The sequence below is a fragment of the Hydrogenophaga sp. genome (assembly GCF_022844385.1).
Lineage (GTDB): Bacteria > Pseudomonadota > Gammaproteobacteria > Burkholderiales > Burkholderiaceae_C > Hydrogenophaga.
On the sequence record NZ_JALHLX010000092.1, the window covers coordinates 1 to 14,254 of the forward strand.

Below are 14,254 nucleotides of genomic sequence, written 5' to 3' on the forward strand. Positions count from 1 at the left end.
ACCCGCTGCGCCAAGATCTACAAGGAAGCGAACAACCGCAGCTTTCGCCAGGCGGTGGACTACACCGAAAACCGCAAGGTGAAAAACTCGCGCCAGGCGCGCGCCATGGCCAAGGGCACAAAGTTCGGCCGCGAATCGCAAGAGGCTGCGTGGCAAAGCGCCGAGGTGGACGCGCTGTACCGCCTGGCCGCGGCCGGTGTGCGGGTGCCCCAGCCGTTCAACTTCGCCGACGGTGTGCTGCTGATGGAGCTGGTGACCGATGCCGACGGCGACGCAGCCCCGCGCCTCAACGACGTGGCCTTCACGCCCCAGCAGGCACGCCAGCACCACGCCACGCTGGTGGGCGAGGTGGTGCGCATGCTGTGTGCAGGTGTGGTGCACGGCGATCTGTCGGAGTTCAACATCCTGCTGGCGCATTCGGGCGAAGACGGCACCGACGACTTCCCCGTGATCATCGACCTGCCGCAGGCCGTGGACGCCGCCGGCAACAACCACGCCCAGCGCATGCTGCTGCGCGACGTGGCCAACCTGCGCGACTTCTTCGGCCAGTTCGCGCCCGAGCTGCTCAAGACACAGTTTGGCGCCGAGATCTGGAGCCTGTACCAGAGCGGCCTGCTGAGCAACGACACACCCCTGACTGGCCGCTACGAGCGCGCGCCGGGCACGGTGGACCTGGGCAGCGTGATGCGCGAGATCGACGACGCGCGCGACGAAGACGCAGCCCGGCGCCTGCGCATGGCGCAGATGTAAAGCTGCTCTTTACTCCGAGTACCCGTGGAGCCGCGTAAGGAATGCCGGCTGTGTTCGACTCATGGGCATGAACACTCCGTCCCACCCCACCCGCCGCCAGACCATGAAACTGCTTGCACTGCTTGGCCTGGGCTCTCAGGCCGCCGCCCCCGTGGCCCAAGCCCTGGCCGCCACCGATCCCTGGAAACTCAGCGAGGCCGAGTGGAAAAAACGCCTCACTCCGGCCCAGTTCGACGTGCTGCGCGAAGAAGGCACGGAGCGCCCGGGCAGCAGCCCGCTCAACGCCGAGAAGCGCAAGGGCACGTACCACTGCGCGGGCTGTGACCTGCCGCTGTTCTCGTCCGACACCAAGTACGAGAGCGGCACCGGCTGGCCGAGCTTTCACACGCCGCTGGCAGGCGCGCTGGGCACCAAGACCGACTACAAGGCGATCTTCCCCCGCACCGAATACCACTGCGTGCGCTGCGACGGGCACCAAGGCCATGTGTTCAACGACGGCCCCAAACCCAGCGGCAAACGCTATTGCAACAACGGCGTGGCGCTGACTTTCAAGGCGGTCGCATGAGCGTCGTGCCGGGCCGTTCCCAAGCCAGCTCGCACCGCAGCCCGAAGGGCGAAGGTTTCTCAGTGATCGCGCGCCACCTGCTCGTCACGGCTGCGATGCTGCTGTCCGCTGGAGCGGCACAAGCTCAAACGACGCCCACCACCGCCAAAGCCACGTTTGCCGGCGGCTGTTTCTGGTGTGTGGAGGCCGACTTCGACAAGGTCCCGGGCGTGCTCTCGACCACCTCGGGTTACATCGGCGGCACAACAGTCAACCCCACTTACCAGCAGGTGTCCCGCAACGGCACGGGCCACGCCGAAGCGGTGGAGATCGTGTTCGACCCGGCCAAGGTGAGCTACGCCACGCTGGTTGAAAAGTTCTGGCGCACCATCGACCCCACGACCAAGGACCGCCAGTTCTGCGACGCGGGCAACCCCTACCGCACGGCCATCTTCACGCACGACGCGGCGCAGATGGAGGTGGTGAAACGTTCGCTGGCGGCGCTGGAGAAGTCCAAGCCGTTCAAGGAACCGATCGTCACCGAAGTCGTGCCCGCCAGCATGTTTTACGCGGCCGAGGACTACCACCAGGACTACTACCTGAAGAACCCGGTTCGCTACAAGTACTACCGCACGAGTTGCGGGCGCGATGCGCGCCTCGCACAGCTGTGGGGGAAATAGTGCCCCCACGCTCCGCCGCTGCGCGGTTCGCTGCCCCCCGAGGGGGCGCGGCCTTGCTTGGGGCGGCCCTGCGCTGCGGCCCTTTGCTCACCCGCGAGGATGGTGCTGCGCCACGATGGTCTTGAGGCGTTCTCGCGCCACGTGGGTGTAGATGGTGGTGGTGGAAATGTCGGCGTGGCCGAGCAGCATCTGCACCGCGCGCAGGTCGGCGCCGTGGTTGAGCAGGTGCGTGGCGAACGCATGGCGCAAGGTGTGCGGTGACAGCGGCGATGTGATGCCGGCGGCCAGCGCGTACTTCTTCACCAGCTGCCAGAACATGGCACGCGTCATGGCTTCACCGGCGCGCGAACCGCGCGAGGTGACGAACAGGTCCTCGCTCTGCAGACCGTTCAATATCTCGCCGCGTGCCTGCCCCAGGTAACGCTGCAGCCAATGCCCGGCCACCTGACCAAACGGAACCAGACGTTCCTTGTTGCCCTTGCCAGTGACGCGCAACACCTGTTCGTTCATGCCCACGTGCCAGGTCTTGAGCGTGACGAGTTCACTCACGCGCAGGCCGCTGGCGTACATCAACTCCAGCATGCTCCGGTCGCGTTGCCCCAGCGGTGTGCCCGTGTCGGGCGCGCTGAGCAGGGCCTCCACCTGCGCCTCCGACATCGTCTTGGGCACGCGCAGCGGCTGGCGCGCAGGCGAAAGGCGCAGCGTGGGGTCGGTGGTGATGAAACGTTCGCGCAGCGCCCAGCGGAAGTAGCGCTTGAACACCGTGAGCCGCCGGTTGGCGGTGGTGGCGCGCGTCTGGCTGTGGCGCTCGCTGAAATAGCCGTTGAGGTCGGCCTCGGTGGTCTCGGGCAGGGTCTTGCCCTGCCCGGCCAGCCACTGGCCCAACAGGACCAGATCACGCCGGTACGCGTCCAGCGTGTTGCGCGAGAGGCCCTCTTCGAGCCAGAGCGCGTCGACAAAAGCCCCGGCAAGGTCCTCGCTGGTCGCTGCCAGGGACAGGTTGATCACTCCAGCTTGAGCTTTTGCTTGGCGACCACCTGCTTGTAAACCTCGAACTCGGCCTTGATCTGCGCGGAGAACTCGGCAGGGGTGTTGGCCACGATCAGGGAGCCGGTGTCTTCCACGCGCTTCTTGATGGCGGGATCGTTCAGCGCCTGACGGGTCGCGCTGGAGATCTTGTCCACCACGTCTTGCGGCAGACCCTTGGGGCCGATGATCCCGTAGTACGCCATGCGGTTCACCGGCTCCAGCCCCACCTCCTTGAAAGTCGGCACATTGGGCATGCTGGCCACGCGCTGGGGCGCAGCCACCACGATGGCGATGAGGCGGCCATCGCGGATGAAGGGCAGCGCCGAGGGCAGATTGTCAAAAATGATCGGCACCTGACCACCCACGGTGTCGTTGAGCGCAGGGCCCGCACCACGATAGGGAATGTGGGTGATGAAGGTGTTGGTCAGGCTCTTGAACAACTCGGTCTGGAGGTGGCCGATGCCACCTGTGCCCGAACTGGCGTAGCTGTATTTGCCTGGGTTCTTCTGCAGCTCGGCCACGAAACCCTTGTAGTCCTTGGCAGGAAAGCTGGGGTGTACCGCGATCACGTTGGGCGTGGCCGCGATGTTGATGATGGGCGTGAAGTCGGTGAGCGTGTTGTACGGAATCTTGGTGTTGATGGCCGGGTTGGCTGCGGTGGTGGACACCGTGGCCATGCCCAGGATGTAGCCATCGGCCGGAGCGCGGGAGAGTTCGAGCGCACCCACCACACCGCCGCCACCTGCCTTGTTTTCCACGATCACGTTCTGGCCCAGTGCTTTGCTCAACGGCTCCGACATGACGCGGGCAATGATGTCGGTGGTGCCGCCGGGTGCAAACGGAACCTGCAGGCGAACGATCTTGTTGGGATAAGCCTGGGCCCAGGCAGAACCACCCACCACCACTGTGGCGGAGGCCAGACCGATTGCGACCAGTTGACGACGAGAAACCATGAGACTTGCTCCTTGCTTGAGACATCGATGAAGGCAGGCCGGGGTCGACCCTGTCCGCGCGACCGAGGTAAGGTTGCGCGATGCGAGCCTGCAATGTAGCCGCTGGGCAGGCTCATGACCATGGGACAACTACATAAGTGGAAACCCCCGAACACCCTGGGGAGCACGCTATGCTCCCCCGGTGAATTTCGCCCAACTCCTCTTCCCTGACTTTTCTCTCATCCTCTGTGGCTACCTGGTGTGTCGCTTCACTGCGCTCAACCGCAAGGTGTGGGAGCAGGTGGAAAGTCTGGTGTACTACTTTCTGTTTCCGGTGCTGCTGTTCCACAGCATTGTGAAAAGCCCGCTGGACCTGAGCCAGGCCTCCAGCCTCATGGGCGCCGGCATCTCTCTTGGCCTGTGCGGCATCGCACTGTCGTATTCGCTGCCTCACTGGCCGTGGATCGGCAAGCACCTGGACGTGCGCCTGCACGCGGCCAGCGCCCAGGTGGGCTTTCGCTTCAACTCCTTTATTGCGCTGGCCCTGGCTGAAAAAGTGGCAGGAGCACCGGGCCTGCTCATGATCGCCGTGCTGATCGGCGTGTGCGTGCCGCTGTTCAACGTGGGCGCGGTCTGGCCCATGGCGCGGCATGCCAACAAGGGCTTCATGCGCGAGCTGCTGCGCAATCCGCTCATCATCGGCACGGTCTCCGGCCTCGTGGCCAACCTGCTGGGTTTCTCCATGCCGTTCTGGCTGGAGCCCACGGTCAACCGCATCGGTCAGGCCTCGCTGGCGCTGGGCCTCATGGCCGCGGGTGCGGGCATGCAGTTCGGCATGCTGGCCAGCGCCAAAACGCTGGGCGGTCTGGTGCTGGCGGTCAAACACCTGGGCATGCCGCTCATGGCGCTCGGGCTGGCCCTGTTGTTCCGGCTTGACCCGACACAGACCACCATCCTGCTCATGTTCTCGGCCGTGCCCACCGCATCCAGCTGTTATGTGCTGGCCGCGCGCATGGGATACAACGGTCCCTATGTGGCAGGGCTTGTCACGCTGTCCACCTTGCTGGGCATCGTGAGTCTGCCTTTTGCCCTCGGCGTGCTGCGGCCACTGGCCGGTACCTGATCAACATCCCCTTCTGAAAGCCACCATGAACCCATTGCACTCTTCCATCCCCGTGTCTGGTCTGCTGCTGGGTCTGTTGTTGGCGGCCTCGGCGGCCCATGCCCAGGCCATCGGCGAGGTGGACACGGTCTTCAAGCTGTTCGGACCCGATCACAAAATCGTGGTCGAGGCGTTTGACGACCCGAAGGTCAAAGGTGTCACCTGCTACGTGTCGCGCGCCAAGACCGGCGGCATCAAAGGGGGGCTGGGTCTGGCCGAAGACACCTCGGACGCCAGCATCGAGTGCAAGCAGGTGGGCGCCGTGTCCTTCATGGGCGACCCTTTGCGGCAGCAAGAGGTGGTCTTCACCGAGCGCACTTCGCTGGTGTTCAAAAAACTGCAAGTGGTGCGCATGGTCGACAAGGCCCGCAACACGCTCGTCTACCTGAGCTACTCCGACCGCGTGATTGAAGGCTCGCCCGACAACAGCATCACCGCGGTGACGTTGCCCACCGGCCTGGCGATTCCGATGCGCTGATCAGCGGGGCGGCGCCACCAGGTCGATGCGCCGCTGCACGGCAGCTGCGGCATTCGCATCACCGGCCGCCTTCGCACGCTCTTGCTGCACCTGCAGCCACGCCAGCAAGGGCCGGCGCCAGCCGCGCGCCGACGCGGTGTCCACCGCCTGAGCGATCACACCGGGCGTGGCGCGCCCGCTGCGAAACAGCACACCAGCGGCCACCAGTTGCGAGAGCGAGTCCTGGATCGCGGCCAACGTCGCATCTGGCGCAGCGTTGCCGATCAGACCGCGGTGCGCTTCGGGCAGCAACACTGCATCGCCCGCCGAAGCCGTGCCCGCCAGGTACCGCGCATAGGCCTGTTCGGCTGGTGCGGCATCCTGCGCCAACACATCAAATCCGGTGCAAGGCTCCACCACCAGACTGGCCACCCGGGTGGCACATCGCAGCAACTCCAGCCGCGCCACCAGCGCCACCTGCCCGGTGCGCGCCACCTCGCCCCGGGCGCGGCTGAACTCTGCCGCCTCGATGCGGCTGTTGCCGCTGAGCCAGGCCTCGGTGGCGCGCTCGCTGCTGCCTTTGGCCTCGGCCGGCCATTGGGGAGGCGGTGGGTTGCTGGAGCAGGCGGCCAAGGCGAGCAGAAGCACGGCTGTGCTCCCCGACCAGAAACACCGCGCAACCGGCTTTGCCGGGGCGCAGGGTGTTGCCCCCTGGAGGGGGGATGCGGCTACACGCAGTGAGCAAGCGACGGGGGTGATTTCGATCATGGCAGTTTGATTTCCGTGTCACGCGCAAACGGCCACTTGCGGTTGATGTCGTTGATCAGCCCGTCCACCTTGCGCAGGCTGGACTCGACCTCGCCGCGCAACACGCCGAGGTCGGTGGTGGCTTCGCGCGTGTTGCTCGCAATGCCCTGCGCCTCCACCAGCACCGCGTCCACCTTCTGCAGGCTGACTCTGGCCTCGGCGAGCATGCCATTGAGTTGCTGCACGGTCGCGCGGGCGTCGGTCACCAGGCCGCCATCGGCAGATCCCTGGCCGAACACCTGCTTGTTCGCATTGCTCACCAGGCTGTCCATGCGCTGGGTCAGCGTTTCGGCGCGCGCCAGCAGGGCGTTGGCACGTTCGATGGTGATCACCAGTTTCTTGGCGTCCTCGTCGTTGCCCATCAGCACGCCCATGGCACCCTGCGGGCCCTTGAGCCGCTCGGTGGCGGTCTGCACGTTGGTCAGCGCCACGTCCAGTGCAGCGTCCTTCTTGGTGAGGGCCGCCACGTTCTCCAGCACCTCGCGCATGCTCGCCGCCAGCTTCGGGATCTCGGCCGCGGTGTCGCCGCGCAACACGGTGCGTTCGGCTCCGTCGGGCAGCGCGGGGTCGTCCAGCACGCCGCTGTAGGCGCGAATGCGCGTGCCCCCCACCAGACCGCGCTCCATGGTGAAGATGCTGGAGGTGCGCAGCCACTTGGCGTCCTTGCTCGGCACGTCGATCAGGATGCGCGCCGTGCCGTCCGCGCCGAGTTCGATGCGCCCCACGCGCCCGATGGGAAAACCGGCAAAGGTCATGTCCATGCCGACCACCACGCCTTCGGAGTCGTCGGAGATCAGCACCAGCCGCTGCGTGTCTTCAAACATGCCGCGCGCAAACATCACATACAGCGCCGAACCGACCACCAGCACGAGCATGGCGACGAGCAAGAGCGCGGCCTTGAACTCGAGGTTCTTCACCTCGGGTGTCTCGGAATCCTTGGAATCGTCGGGTGTGGCGTTCATGGGAGATCAGTAGTAGTTGCCGACCAGCGAAACGATTTCGATGAGCAGCACAACAGAGAACAGACGCGCGAACTCGGAAATGTCGCTGCGTTGTGCGTACAGACCGTGCGCGTCCTGCTGCGCACTGCCGGCCAGTGGCACCACCGCCACGGCCAGGCTGAAGAACAGGGTCTTGAGCGTGAAGATCAGCGTCACCGCCGGCGTGAACACCTGGCCCACGCTGCGCGTGTAGCCCGGCAGGCCCCAGTGCGAAAAGCCGTAGACCGTGAGGTAGGTGAGCACCAGCGCGATCACGCAGCTCAGCGCGGCCAGCATCAACACCGAAAACATGGAGGCCAGGGCGCGGGGCAGCAGCTCGGTGGTCAACAACACCCCCTGGCCCCATTCACGGCCCGCGCGCTGGTGGGCAGACAGCTGCTCACGCACCACCTGCGCGCCCGGCATGGCGTAGCGCGCCGCGACGAACATGGCCGCGTACAGCGGAATGAGTTCGAGCACCAGCGTGCGCACCAGCACCCCCAGCGCGTACTGCGACAGGCCGTAGCTGTAGGCGGTGGCCACCACGATGCGGATCAGCACCAGGCTGATGAGCGCCGAGAGCACCAGGAAGCCGGTGAGCAACGGCGCGGTGGCCTGGACGATGTGCAACAACACACACTGGCGACGCGCGCGCGTGGCGTAGCTCGAGGGTGTGAGCGCCACCACCAGGATCTGCGCCCCCAGCATGACCACCTGCCACCAGGTGGTCCCCCACAGGCGCGCCCGCTGGCCCCAGCGGGTCATGAGCGTGTGGCTGGCAGAGACGGGGTTCATCGGCCGATGATAGTCCGCGGTCGGTGAAGGCTTGACCCGCAGGCCGTGTGCAAAGGTGACAGCAGGCTGGTGGAAACGCGCATGGCCAAAGCGGATGATTGGGCTTCAATCAGGCCATCGGCGCCAGCCGCCGACCATCCCATCAGGAGCCCATGCATGTCTTCGACCCTTTCGCCGGTGGTGCGCCGCCAGACCATCGCCGACGCCTTGCACCGCACCGCCGTGCGTTTGCCTGACAAGACAGCCATCGTCTGCGGCAATACCACCTGGACTTACGCCGACTTCGACGCGCTGGTGAGCCGGCTGGCCGCCGGGCTGGCGCACCTGGGCGTGGCCGAGGGCGACAAGGTGGCCGTGCTGGCGCGCAACTCCCACGGCTTTGCGGCCCTGCGTTTCGCCCTGGCGCGCCGGGGCGCGGTCATGGTGCCGATCAACTTCATGCTCAAGGCCGACGAGGTGGCCTGGATCCTGCGCCACGCGGGCGCCAGGACCCTGGCCACCGACAGCGGCCTGGCCGCCCTGGCCCGAGAGGCCGCTGCGCTGGACACCTCGGTGGAGCGCTTCATCTGGCTGCCCAGCGAAGACCCGGGCGAGCCCGATGCCACCATGCACCGCTTCGACCACCTCGCAGCCTGCCCCGACCCGTTGCCCGAAGTGACCCTGGGCAGCTTCGACCTGGCCCAGATCGTCTACACCAGCGGCACCGAGTCCACGCCCAAGGGCGCCATGCTCACCCACGATGCGGTGCTGTGGCAGTACGTGAGCTGCGTGATCAACGCCGAGATCGCCGAAGTGGACCGGGCGCTGCACGCCCTGCCGCTCTACCACTGCGCCCAGCTCGACGTGTTCTTTGGCCCGGCCATCTACATCGGCAGCAGCAACGTGATCACGTCCAAGCCGGTGCCCGACAACCTGCTGGCCCTGATCGAAAAGCACCAGATCACCAGCTTCTTCGCGCCGCCCACGGTGTGGATCGCGCTGCTTCGCTCGCCCTTGTTCGATGCCACGAAGTTGAAGAGTCTGGTCAAGGGCTACTACGGTGCGTCCATCATGCCGGTGGAGGTGCTCAAGGAACTCGCGGCGCGTCTGCCTGGCGTGCGGCTGTGGAACCTGTACGGGCAGACCGAGATTGCGCCGCTGGCCACCATGCTCGGCCCACAGGACCAGCTGCGCAAACCCGGCTCGTGTGGCAAAGCGGTTCTCAACGTGGAAACGCGCGTGGTCAACGACGCAATGGACGACGTGGTGGTGGGCGAGGTTGGCGAGATCGTGCACCGCTCGCCGCACCTCATGCTGGGCTACTTCAACGACCCCGAGCGCACCGCGTCATCGTTCGAGGGTGGCTGGTTCCACAGCGGTGACCTGGCGCTGATAGACGATGAGGGCTACATCACGGTGGTCGACCGCAAGAAAGACATGATCAAGACCGGCGGCGAAAACGTGGCCAGCCGCGAGGTGGAAGAAATGATCTACCGCCTGGGTGGGGTGAGCGAGGTGGCGGTGATCGGTCTGCCCGATGCGAAGTGGGTGGAAGCCGTCACCGCGGTGATCGTGGTGAAGGCCGGTCACCAGCTCACCGAGGCCGAGGTGATCGCCCATTGCACCGAGCACATGGCCAGCTTCAAGAGCCCGAAGCGTGTGGTGTTCACCGACAGCCTGCCCAAAAACCCCAGCGGCAAGCTGCTCAAGCGGGAACTGCGGTTGCGCTACGCAGGCTGAGCCTTCTGCGCGAGTGCCCAGGCCACGTGCTCGCGCACGACCGGGCTCGGGTGGTCGGCGCGCGCTCGCAAGGCACTTTCAATGGCGGAGTCGGACCGCACACGCAGGGCGTTGCCCATGGCCACTGCGATGTTGCGCAGCCAACGCTCATGCCCGATGCGCCGGATGGCGCTGCCCTCGGTTCGTTTCAGGAACTCAGCCTCGCTCCAGGCAAAGAGTTGGACCAGGGAGGCGCCGGACAGACCAGCACGCTCGTCAAAATCGGGCAAGGCCGAGCGCTGAGCGAACTTGTTCCACGGGCAGACGAGCTGGCAGTCGTCGCAGCCGTATATGCGGTTGCCCATGAGCGGTCGCAACTCCAGCGGAATCGGTCCGGCGTGCTCGATGGTGAGGTAGCTGATGCAGCGCCGCGCGTCCACGCGATGCGGGCCGGTGATGGCCTGCGTGGGGCACACATCGATGCAGGCGCTGCAGGTGCCGCAGTGTTCGCTGACGACTTCGGTGGGTGGCAGCGCCAGGTCCACGAAGACTTCGCCCAGAAAAAACATCGATCCCGCTTCGCGGTGCAGCGCCAGCGTGTGTTTGCCGCGCCAGCCAATGCCGCTGCGCGAAGCCAGCTCCACCTCCAGCACCGGGGCCGAGTCGGTGAACACGCGGTACCCGAAGGGCCCGATGTGCGCTGCGATGCGATCACTCAAGGTCTGCAGGCGGTTGCGCAGCACCTTGTGGTAGTCCCGGCCCCGCGCATACATCGAGACCACGGCCTCGTGCGGACTGTCGAGGCGATCGAGCTCAATGGCCTGCCAGCCCTCGGGCGTGGCCCTCGGCAAGTAGTCCATGCGCGCGGTGATCACACTCAGCGTGCCCGGCACCAGCTCGGCCGGGCGGGCGCGTTTGAGGCCGTGCGCGGCCATGTAGCCCATCTCACCGTGACATTCAGCCGACAACCAGGCCATCAAACCGGGCTCGGCAGCCGACAAATCCACACCGGACACCCCGATTTGGGAAAATGCAAGCTCCTGGCCCCAGGCCTGAATCTGCGAGACGAGTTGAGCGGCATCCAAAGCGACATTCATGTGACGAGCATTGTAGGAACCGGTCTGGCTCCTGCGGGTGCGTTGTCCGCGTCTTCACAGTGGCAAGGCCACTGGGCCACCGAAGAGGACACCCAGGCCTTCGCCCTTCGCCTCGCCCTGTCACCCGCCATCGCCCACGCCACCCTCACGCTGCAAGGCGATCTGGGTGCCGGCAAGACCACCCTGGTGCGCCACCTGCTGCGCGCGCTCGGTGTGCGCGGTCGCATCAAGAGCCCCACCTACGCGGTGGTGGAGCCGCACAGCGCGATGGACTGCCCGGTCATGCCGGCGGGCGAGCCGCTGTCGGTCTGGCACTTCGACTTCTACCGTTTCAACGACCCGCGCGAATGGGAAGACGCCGGCTTTCGCGAACTTTTTGCCAGCCCGGGTCTCAAGCTGGTGGAGTGGCCCGAACGCGCTGGCGCGTTTCTGCCGGCGGTCGATCTGCAGATCGACATCCAACCCGACGACATGAACCCCCACACCGACCCGGAACACGACAGCGCCCGCACCGTGCGCGCCACCGCCCTGACCCCCACGGGTCTGCGTCTGCTGGAGGCCCTGGCATGACGGGCCCCATCAGCCGCCGCACCCTGCTCCGATCGGGCACGCTGGTGCTGCTGCTGGGCGTGCAGCACATTGCGCGCGGCGCCAGCGTGCTGGCGGTGCGCATCTGGCCGGCCGAGGACTACACCCGCGTGACGATCGAGTCCGACGGTGAGCTCAAGGCACAGAAGTTCTTCGTGACCGAACCACCCCGCATGGTGGTGGACATCGAGGGCATCGACCTGCTGCCCGGCTTGCGTGAACTGGTGGGCAAGTTGAAGTCGGACGACCCCAACATCGGCAGCATCCGCGTGGCGCAGAACGCCTCCAACGTGGTGCGGCTGGTCATCGACCTCAAGCAGGCCATCAAACCGCAGGTGTTCAACCTGGAGCCGGTGGCCGCCTACCAGCACCGCCTGGTGCTCGACCTCTACCCGGTGAACGCGCCCGATCCACTGGAGCAACTGATCGCCCAGCGCATGAAGGACCTGGACGCGGCCAGCGAGCGCGCGGCACGCCTGCTCGGTCTGGAGATGGGCCAGGTGGCGGGCGGCCCCAACCCGAACGACCGCGTGACAGCGGCCAATCCGGTGGACGACCCGCTGGGGGCATTGATCGCACAGCGTGGTCAATCGGGTGCTACCCCCGGCAAGCCGGCTCCGCCACCTGACAACACAGGCACGGCAGTCGCCGCCGGGTCTTCATCGGGCAGCCCTGCGAAGCGACCGGTTGGCCCGCCCGCCAGAACCGAGCGACTCATCATCGTGGCGCTGGACCCCGGCCACGGCGGCGAAGACCCCGGTGCCATCGGACCCAATGGCACGCACGAGAAAAAAGTGGTGCTGCAAATCGCCCAAAAACTGCGAGACCGCATCAACGACACCCGCGTCAACGGCAACCCCATGCGAGCCTACATGACGCGCGACAAGGACTTCTTCGTGCCCCTGCAGGTGCGGGTGCAAAAAGCCCAACGGGTGCAGGCCGACCTCTTCATCAGCCTGCACGCAGACGCGTTCTACACGCCCCGACCGCAAGGCGCGAGCGTCTACGCACTCAGCACCAAGGGCGCCAGCAGCGCCGCCGCGCGCTGGATGGCCAACAAGGAAAACGCCGCCGACAAGGTGGGTGGTCTCAATGTGAAGGCCAAAGACGCCACGGTGCAACGCGCCCTGCTCGACATGAGCACCACCGCTCAGATCAACGACAGTCTCAAGCTTGGCAGCGCCATGCTCGGCCATGTGAAACGGGTGGGCAAGCTGCACAAGCCTCGCGTGGAGCAAGCCAACTTCGCGGTGCTGCGCGCACCCGATATTCCGAGCGTGCTGGTGGAAACCGCGTTCATCAGCAACCCCGATGAAGAAGCGCGCCTGAACGACCCGAAGTACCAGGACGACCTGGCCGACGCGCTGCTGCGCGGCATCGTGGCGTACTTCAGCAAGAACCCGCCGCTGGCGCGCAATCGGCAGATCTAGATCGGGTAGATCAGCGAGTTGAGCACCATCTCGCTGTCGTACACACAGGTCCGGCTTTTCAGTTTGAGGCCCGCGTCCGTGCTCACAAACGCGTCGATGTAGCGGCCCACGTTGTAGACCTCGCTCACACCACCGGGTTTGGTGCGGAACACCGCGTAGTTGGCTTCGGCCTGGATCGGATCGTCGTTGGTTCCCGCGCCCGGATGCGTGATGCGCGCCGGGCTCACCACGTGGCGCGTGTAGTACGGCCCGTGGTAGATGGTCTGGCTGGTGCCGTAGATGCGGTCGCGCAGCATGCCCTGGCTCTCCAGCGCGAGCAACGCCAGCGGCAAACCCCGGTCGAAGTTCTCGCGCGCCTGCACCTTGTAGCGCGCGTCCTCCACGAAGCAGTCGGGCCACTCGTTGAAGCGGCGGCCGTCCAGCGTGGCGGCGTAGGCTGCGTTGAAGCGGTCCACCGCGTGGTGCAGCAGCAGGCTTTGCAGGTCCTGGTCAATCACTGGCATGTCATTCCCCCATGGCCTTGCGCCAGTAGGCGTACATCGACCGGATCAACGTTTCGGTGACCATGTGCTCGGTGGGCGGCTGGCCCACGTCGTCGCCCCGACCGCCGAGCTCCACCAGCGTGCTGCCGCCTTCGCCCCACTGCTTGAAGCCGTCCTGGCTGAACTCGATCACCTCGCCGTCGTCCGCGCTCACAAAACCGGCCGGGCCAAACAGGTTGGCCTGGCGCAGGCGGCGCTGCGTCATCTCCTCGGTGTCATCGGCAAAACCGAAGTGGGTCCACACAAAGTCGAACTCTCCTGCACCGCGCGGCACGATGTGACGCGTGGACAGCGAGTTGACCTGCTGCTGGATGATGAGGCTGGGGAACAGCGTGATCATGGTGACCGTGGGCGTGATGGTCGTGCCGGAGTTGGACGGATCGTCCACCGTCCACCAGGCTTCGGGCACCACGTCGAGCAGGCGCGTGTCGTGCAGCGCCATGTCGGCCTTGAAGCTGGTCACGCCTTCGGTCACCGACTTGTTGGTGCCACCTTCGTTGCGGCGCGAAATCATCACCGCGTGCCGGCCGTGTTCATCCATCACCATGCGGCTCTTCTGGTCGGCGCGCCACAGTCCGAAGGTCACAAACCAGGTGTGCAGCAGACCCGGGTGGTACGGGTCCTTGATGTTTTCCATCATCAGTTTCCAGTTGCCCGGAATGCGCTGGCGGTTGTAGCCCAGCAGCTTGAGTTCGCGGCCCTTGAAGATGCGGTCGAGCCAGGGCATGACGTTGGGGCCGATGTACTGCTCGAAGGGTTCGGC

General features: G+C 65.8%; 16 protein-coding genes. 8 read left to right on the forward strand and 8 right to left on the reverse strand.

Features of this window, described 5'->3' with window-relative positions:
* The 3 genes from Q0C59_RS14135 to msrA all read left to right on the forward strand — a co-directional run.
* Nucleotides 1–750, forward strand: a 750-nt coding sequence (locus Q0C59_RS14135; protein WP_291216526.1) for a PA4780 family RIO1-like protein kinase, incomplete at its 5' end; no start/stop codon positions are given.
* 67 nt (nucleotides 751–817) lie between these two features.
* Entirely contained in the window at nucleotides 818–1,315 is a 498-nt protein-coding gene (gene msrB / locus Q0C59_RS14140; protein WP_291216529.1) for a peptide-methionine (R)-S-oxide reductase MsrB, read from the forward strand.
* On the forward strand, nucleotides 1,312–1,974 hold the full coding sequence (gene msrA, locus Q0C59_RS14145; protein WP_291216531.1) for a peptide-methionine (S)-S-oxide reductase MsrA: 663 nt from the start codon (nucleotides 1,312–1,314) through the stop codon (nucleotides 1,972–1,974). Before msrB ends, msrA begins: the two co-directional genes overlap by 4 nt.
* 87 nt (nucleotides 1,975–2,061) lie before the next feature.
* On the opposite strand, the gene xerD is transcribed toward msrA, so the two are convergent.
* Nucleotides 2,062–2,973, reverse strand: a complete 912-nt coding sequence (gene xerD / locus Q0C59_RS14150) for a site-specific tyrosine recombinase XerD (RefSeq protein WP_291216551.1) — start codon at nucleotides 2,971–2,973, stop codon at nucleotides 2,062–2,064.
* Nucleotides 2,974–2,978: 5 nt separating this feature from the next.
* Nucleotides 2,979–3,956: a tripartite tricarboxylate transporter substrate binding protein BugE gene (locus Q0C59_RS14155; RefSeq protein WP_291216533.1), complete on the reverse strand. Its 978-nt coding sequence runs from the start codon at nucleotides 3,954–3,956 to the stop codon at nucleotides 2,979–2,981.
* 181 nt (nucleotides 3,957–4,137) lie between these two features.
* Here Q0C59_RS14155 and Q0C59_RS14160 point away from each other — a divergent pair, with 181 nt between their 5' ends.
* Together Q0C59_RS14160 and Q0C59_RS14165 are read left to right on the forward strand one after the other, a co-directional pair.
* Nucleotides 4,138–5,058, forward strand: coding sequence for an AEC family transporter (locus Q0C59_RS14160; protein WP_291216534.1), 921 nt, complete (start codon nucleotides 4,138–4,140; stop codon nucleotides 5,056–5,058).
* Between the two features lie 25 nt (nucleotides 5,059–5,083).
* Nucleotides 5,084–5,575: a CreA family protein gene (locus tag Q0C59_RS14165; RefSeq protein ID WP_291216535.1), complete on the forward strand. Its 492-nt coding sequence runs from the start codon at nucleotides 5,084–5,086 to the stop codon at nucleotides 5,573–5,575.
* Here the strand turns inward: Q0C59_RS14165 and Q0C59_RS14170 are convergent, their stop codons facing one another.
* The 3 genes from Q0C59_RS14170 to Q0C59_RS14180 all read right to left on the reverse strand — a co-directional run bounded on the left by Q0C59_RS14170 (nucleotide 5,576) and on the right by Q0C59_RS14180 (nucleotide 8,136).
* The gene (locus Q0C59_RS14170) at nucleotides 5,576–6,202 is read right to left on the reverse strand and encodes a hypothetical protein (protein WP_291216537.1); all 627 of its coding nucleotides are present in this window, start codon (nucleotides 6,200–6,202) and stop codon (nucleotides 5,576–5,578) included.
* Nucleotides 6,203–6,318: 116 nt separating this feature from the next.
* Nucleotides 6,319–7,323, reverse strand: coding sequence for an MlaD family protein (locus Q0C59_RS14175; protein WP_291216539.1), 1,005 nt, complete (start codon nucleotides 7,321–7,323; stop codon nucleotides 6,319–6,321).
* A gap of 6 nt (nucleotides 7,324–7,329) precedes the next feature.
* The gene (locus Q0C59_RS14180; protein WP_291216540.1) at nucleotides 7,330–8,136 is read right to left on the reverse strand and encodes an ABC transporter permease; all 807 of its coding nucleotides are present in this window, start codon (nucleotides 8,134–8,136) and stop codon (nucleotides 7,330–7,332) included.
* A gap of 156 nt (nucleotides 8,137–8,292) precedes the next feature.
* Between Q0C59_RS14180 and Q0C59_RS14185 the strand changes: the two genes are divergently transcribed.
* Nucleotides 8,293–9,855 (forward strand): acyl-CoA synthetase, encoded by a 1,563-nt coding sequence (locus Q0C59_RS14185; RefSeq protein WP_291216542.1) that lies wholly within the window; start codon nucleotides 8,293–8,295, stop codon nucleotides 9,853–9,855.
* On the opposite strand, the gene queG is transcribed toward Q0C59_RS14185, so the two are convergent.
* Nucleotides 9,843–10,931, reverse strand: a complete 1,089-nt coding sequence (gene queG, locus Q0C59_RS14190; protein WP_291216544.1) for a tRNA epoxyqueuosine(34) reductase QueG — start codon at nucleotides 10,929–10,931, stop codon at nucleotides 9,843–9,845. The genes Q0C59_RS14185 and queG overlap by 13 nt on opposite strands.
* Here queG and tsaE point away from each other — a divergent pair.
* Both tsaE and Q0C59_RS14200 read left to right on the forward strand, forming a co-directional pair.
* The gene (gene tsaE, locus Q0C59_RS14195) at nucleotides 10,926–11,501 is read left to right on the forward strand and encodes a tRNA (adenosine(37)-N6)-threonylcarbamoyltransferase complex ATPase subunit type 1 TsaE (protein ID WP_370654237.1); all 576 of its coding nucleotides are present in this window, start codon (nucleotides 10,926–10,928) and stop codon (nucleotides 11,499–11,501) included. The two genes, queG and tsaE, sit on opposite strands and share 6 nt — an antisense overlap.
* Nucleotides 11,498–12,949, forward strand: a complete 1,452-nt coding sequence (locus Q0C59_RS14200) for an N-acetylmuramoyl-L-alanine amidase (RefSeq protein ID WP_291216546.1) — start codon at nucleotides 11,498–11,500, stop codon at nucleotides 12,947–12,949. Before tsaE ends, Q0C59_RS14200 begins: the two co-directional genes overlap by 4 nt.
* On the opposite strand, the gene Q0C59_RS14205 is transcribed toward Q0C59_RS14200, so the two are convergent.
* The gene (locus Q0C59_RS14205) at nucleotides 12,946–13,452 is read right to left on the reverse strand and encodes an aromatic-ring-hydroxylating dioxygenase subunit beta (RefSeq protein WP_291216548.1); all 507 of its coding nucleotides are present in this window, start codon (nucleotides 13,450–13,452) and stop codon (nucleotides 12,946–12,948) included. The two genes, Q0C59_RS14200 and Q0C59_RS14205, sit on opposite strands and share 4 nt — an antisense overlap.
* A 1-nt stretch (nucleotide 13,453) precedes the next feature.
* Nucleotides 13,454–14,254: SRPBCC family protein (locus tag Q0C59_RS14210; protein WP_291216549.1), on the reverse strand; the 801-nt coding region annotated here is incomplete at its 5' end.

Excerpts from the sequence above, each read along its gene's own strand:
- msrB (WP_291216529.1), top strand. The coding sequence starts at position 818 with ATGAACACTCCGTCCCACCCCACCCGCCGCCAGACCATGAAACTGCTT.
- msrA (WP_291216531.1), top strand. The coding sequence starts at position 1,312 with ATGAGCGTCGTGCCGGGCCGTTCCCAAGCCAGCTCGCACCGCAGCCCG.
- Q0C59_RS14155 (WP_291216533.1), bottom strand. The coding sequence starts at position 3,956 with ATGGTTTCTCGTCGTCAACTGGTCGCAATCGGTCTGGCCTCCGCCACA.
- Q0C59_RS14165 (WP_291216535.1), top strand. The coding sequence starts at position 5,084 with ATGAACCCATTGCACTCTTCCATCCCCGTGTCTGGTCTGCTGCTGGGT.
- Q0C59_RS14175 (WP_291216539.1), bottom strand. The coding sequence starts at position 7,323 with ATGAACGCCACACCCGACGATTCCAAGGATTCCGAGACACCCGAGGTG.
- Q0C59_RS14180 (WP_291216540.1), bottom strand. The coding sequence starts at position 8,136 with ATGAACCCCGTCTCTGCCAGCCACACGCTCATGACCCGCTGGGGCCAG.
- Q0C59_RS14185 (WP_291216542.1), top strand. The coding sequence starts at position 8,293 with ATGTCTTCGACCCTTTCGCCGGTGGTGCGCCGCCAGACCATCGCCGAC.
- queG (WP_291216544.1), bottom strand. The coding sequence starts at position 10,931 with ATGAATGTCGCTTTGGATGCCGCTCAACTCGTCTCGCAGATTCAGGCC.
- Q0C59_RS14200 (WP_291216546.1), top strand. The coding sequence starts at position 11,498 with ATGACGGGCCCCATCAGCCGCCGCACCCTGCTCCGATCGGGCACGCTG.
- Q0C59_RS14205 (WP_291216548.1), bottom strand. The coding sequence starts at position 13,452 with ATGCCAGTGATTGACCAGGACCTGCAAAGCCTGCTGCTGCACCACGCG.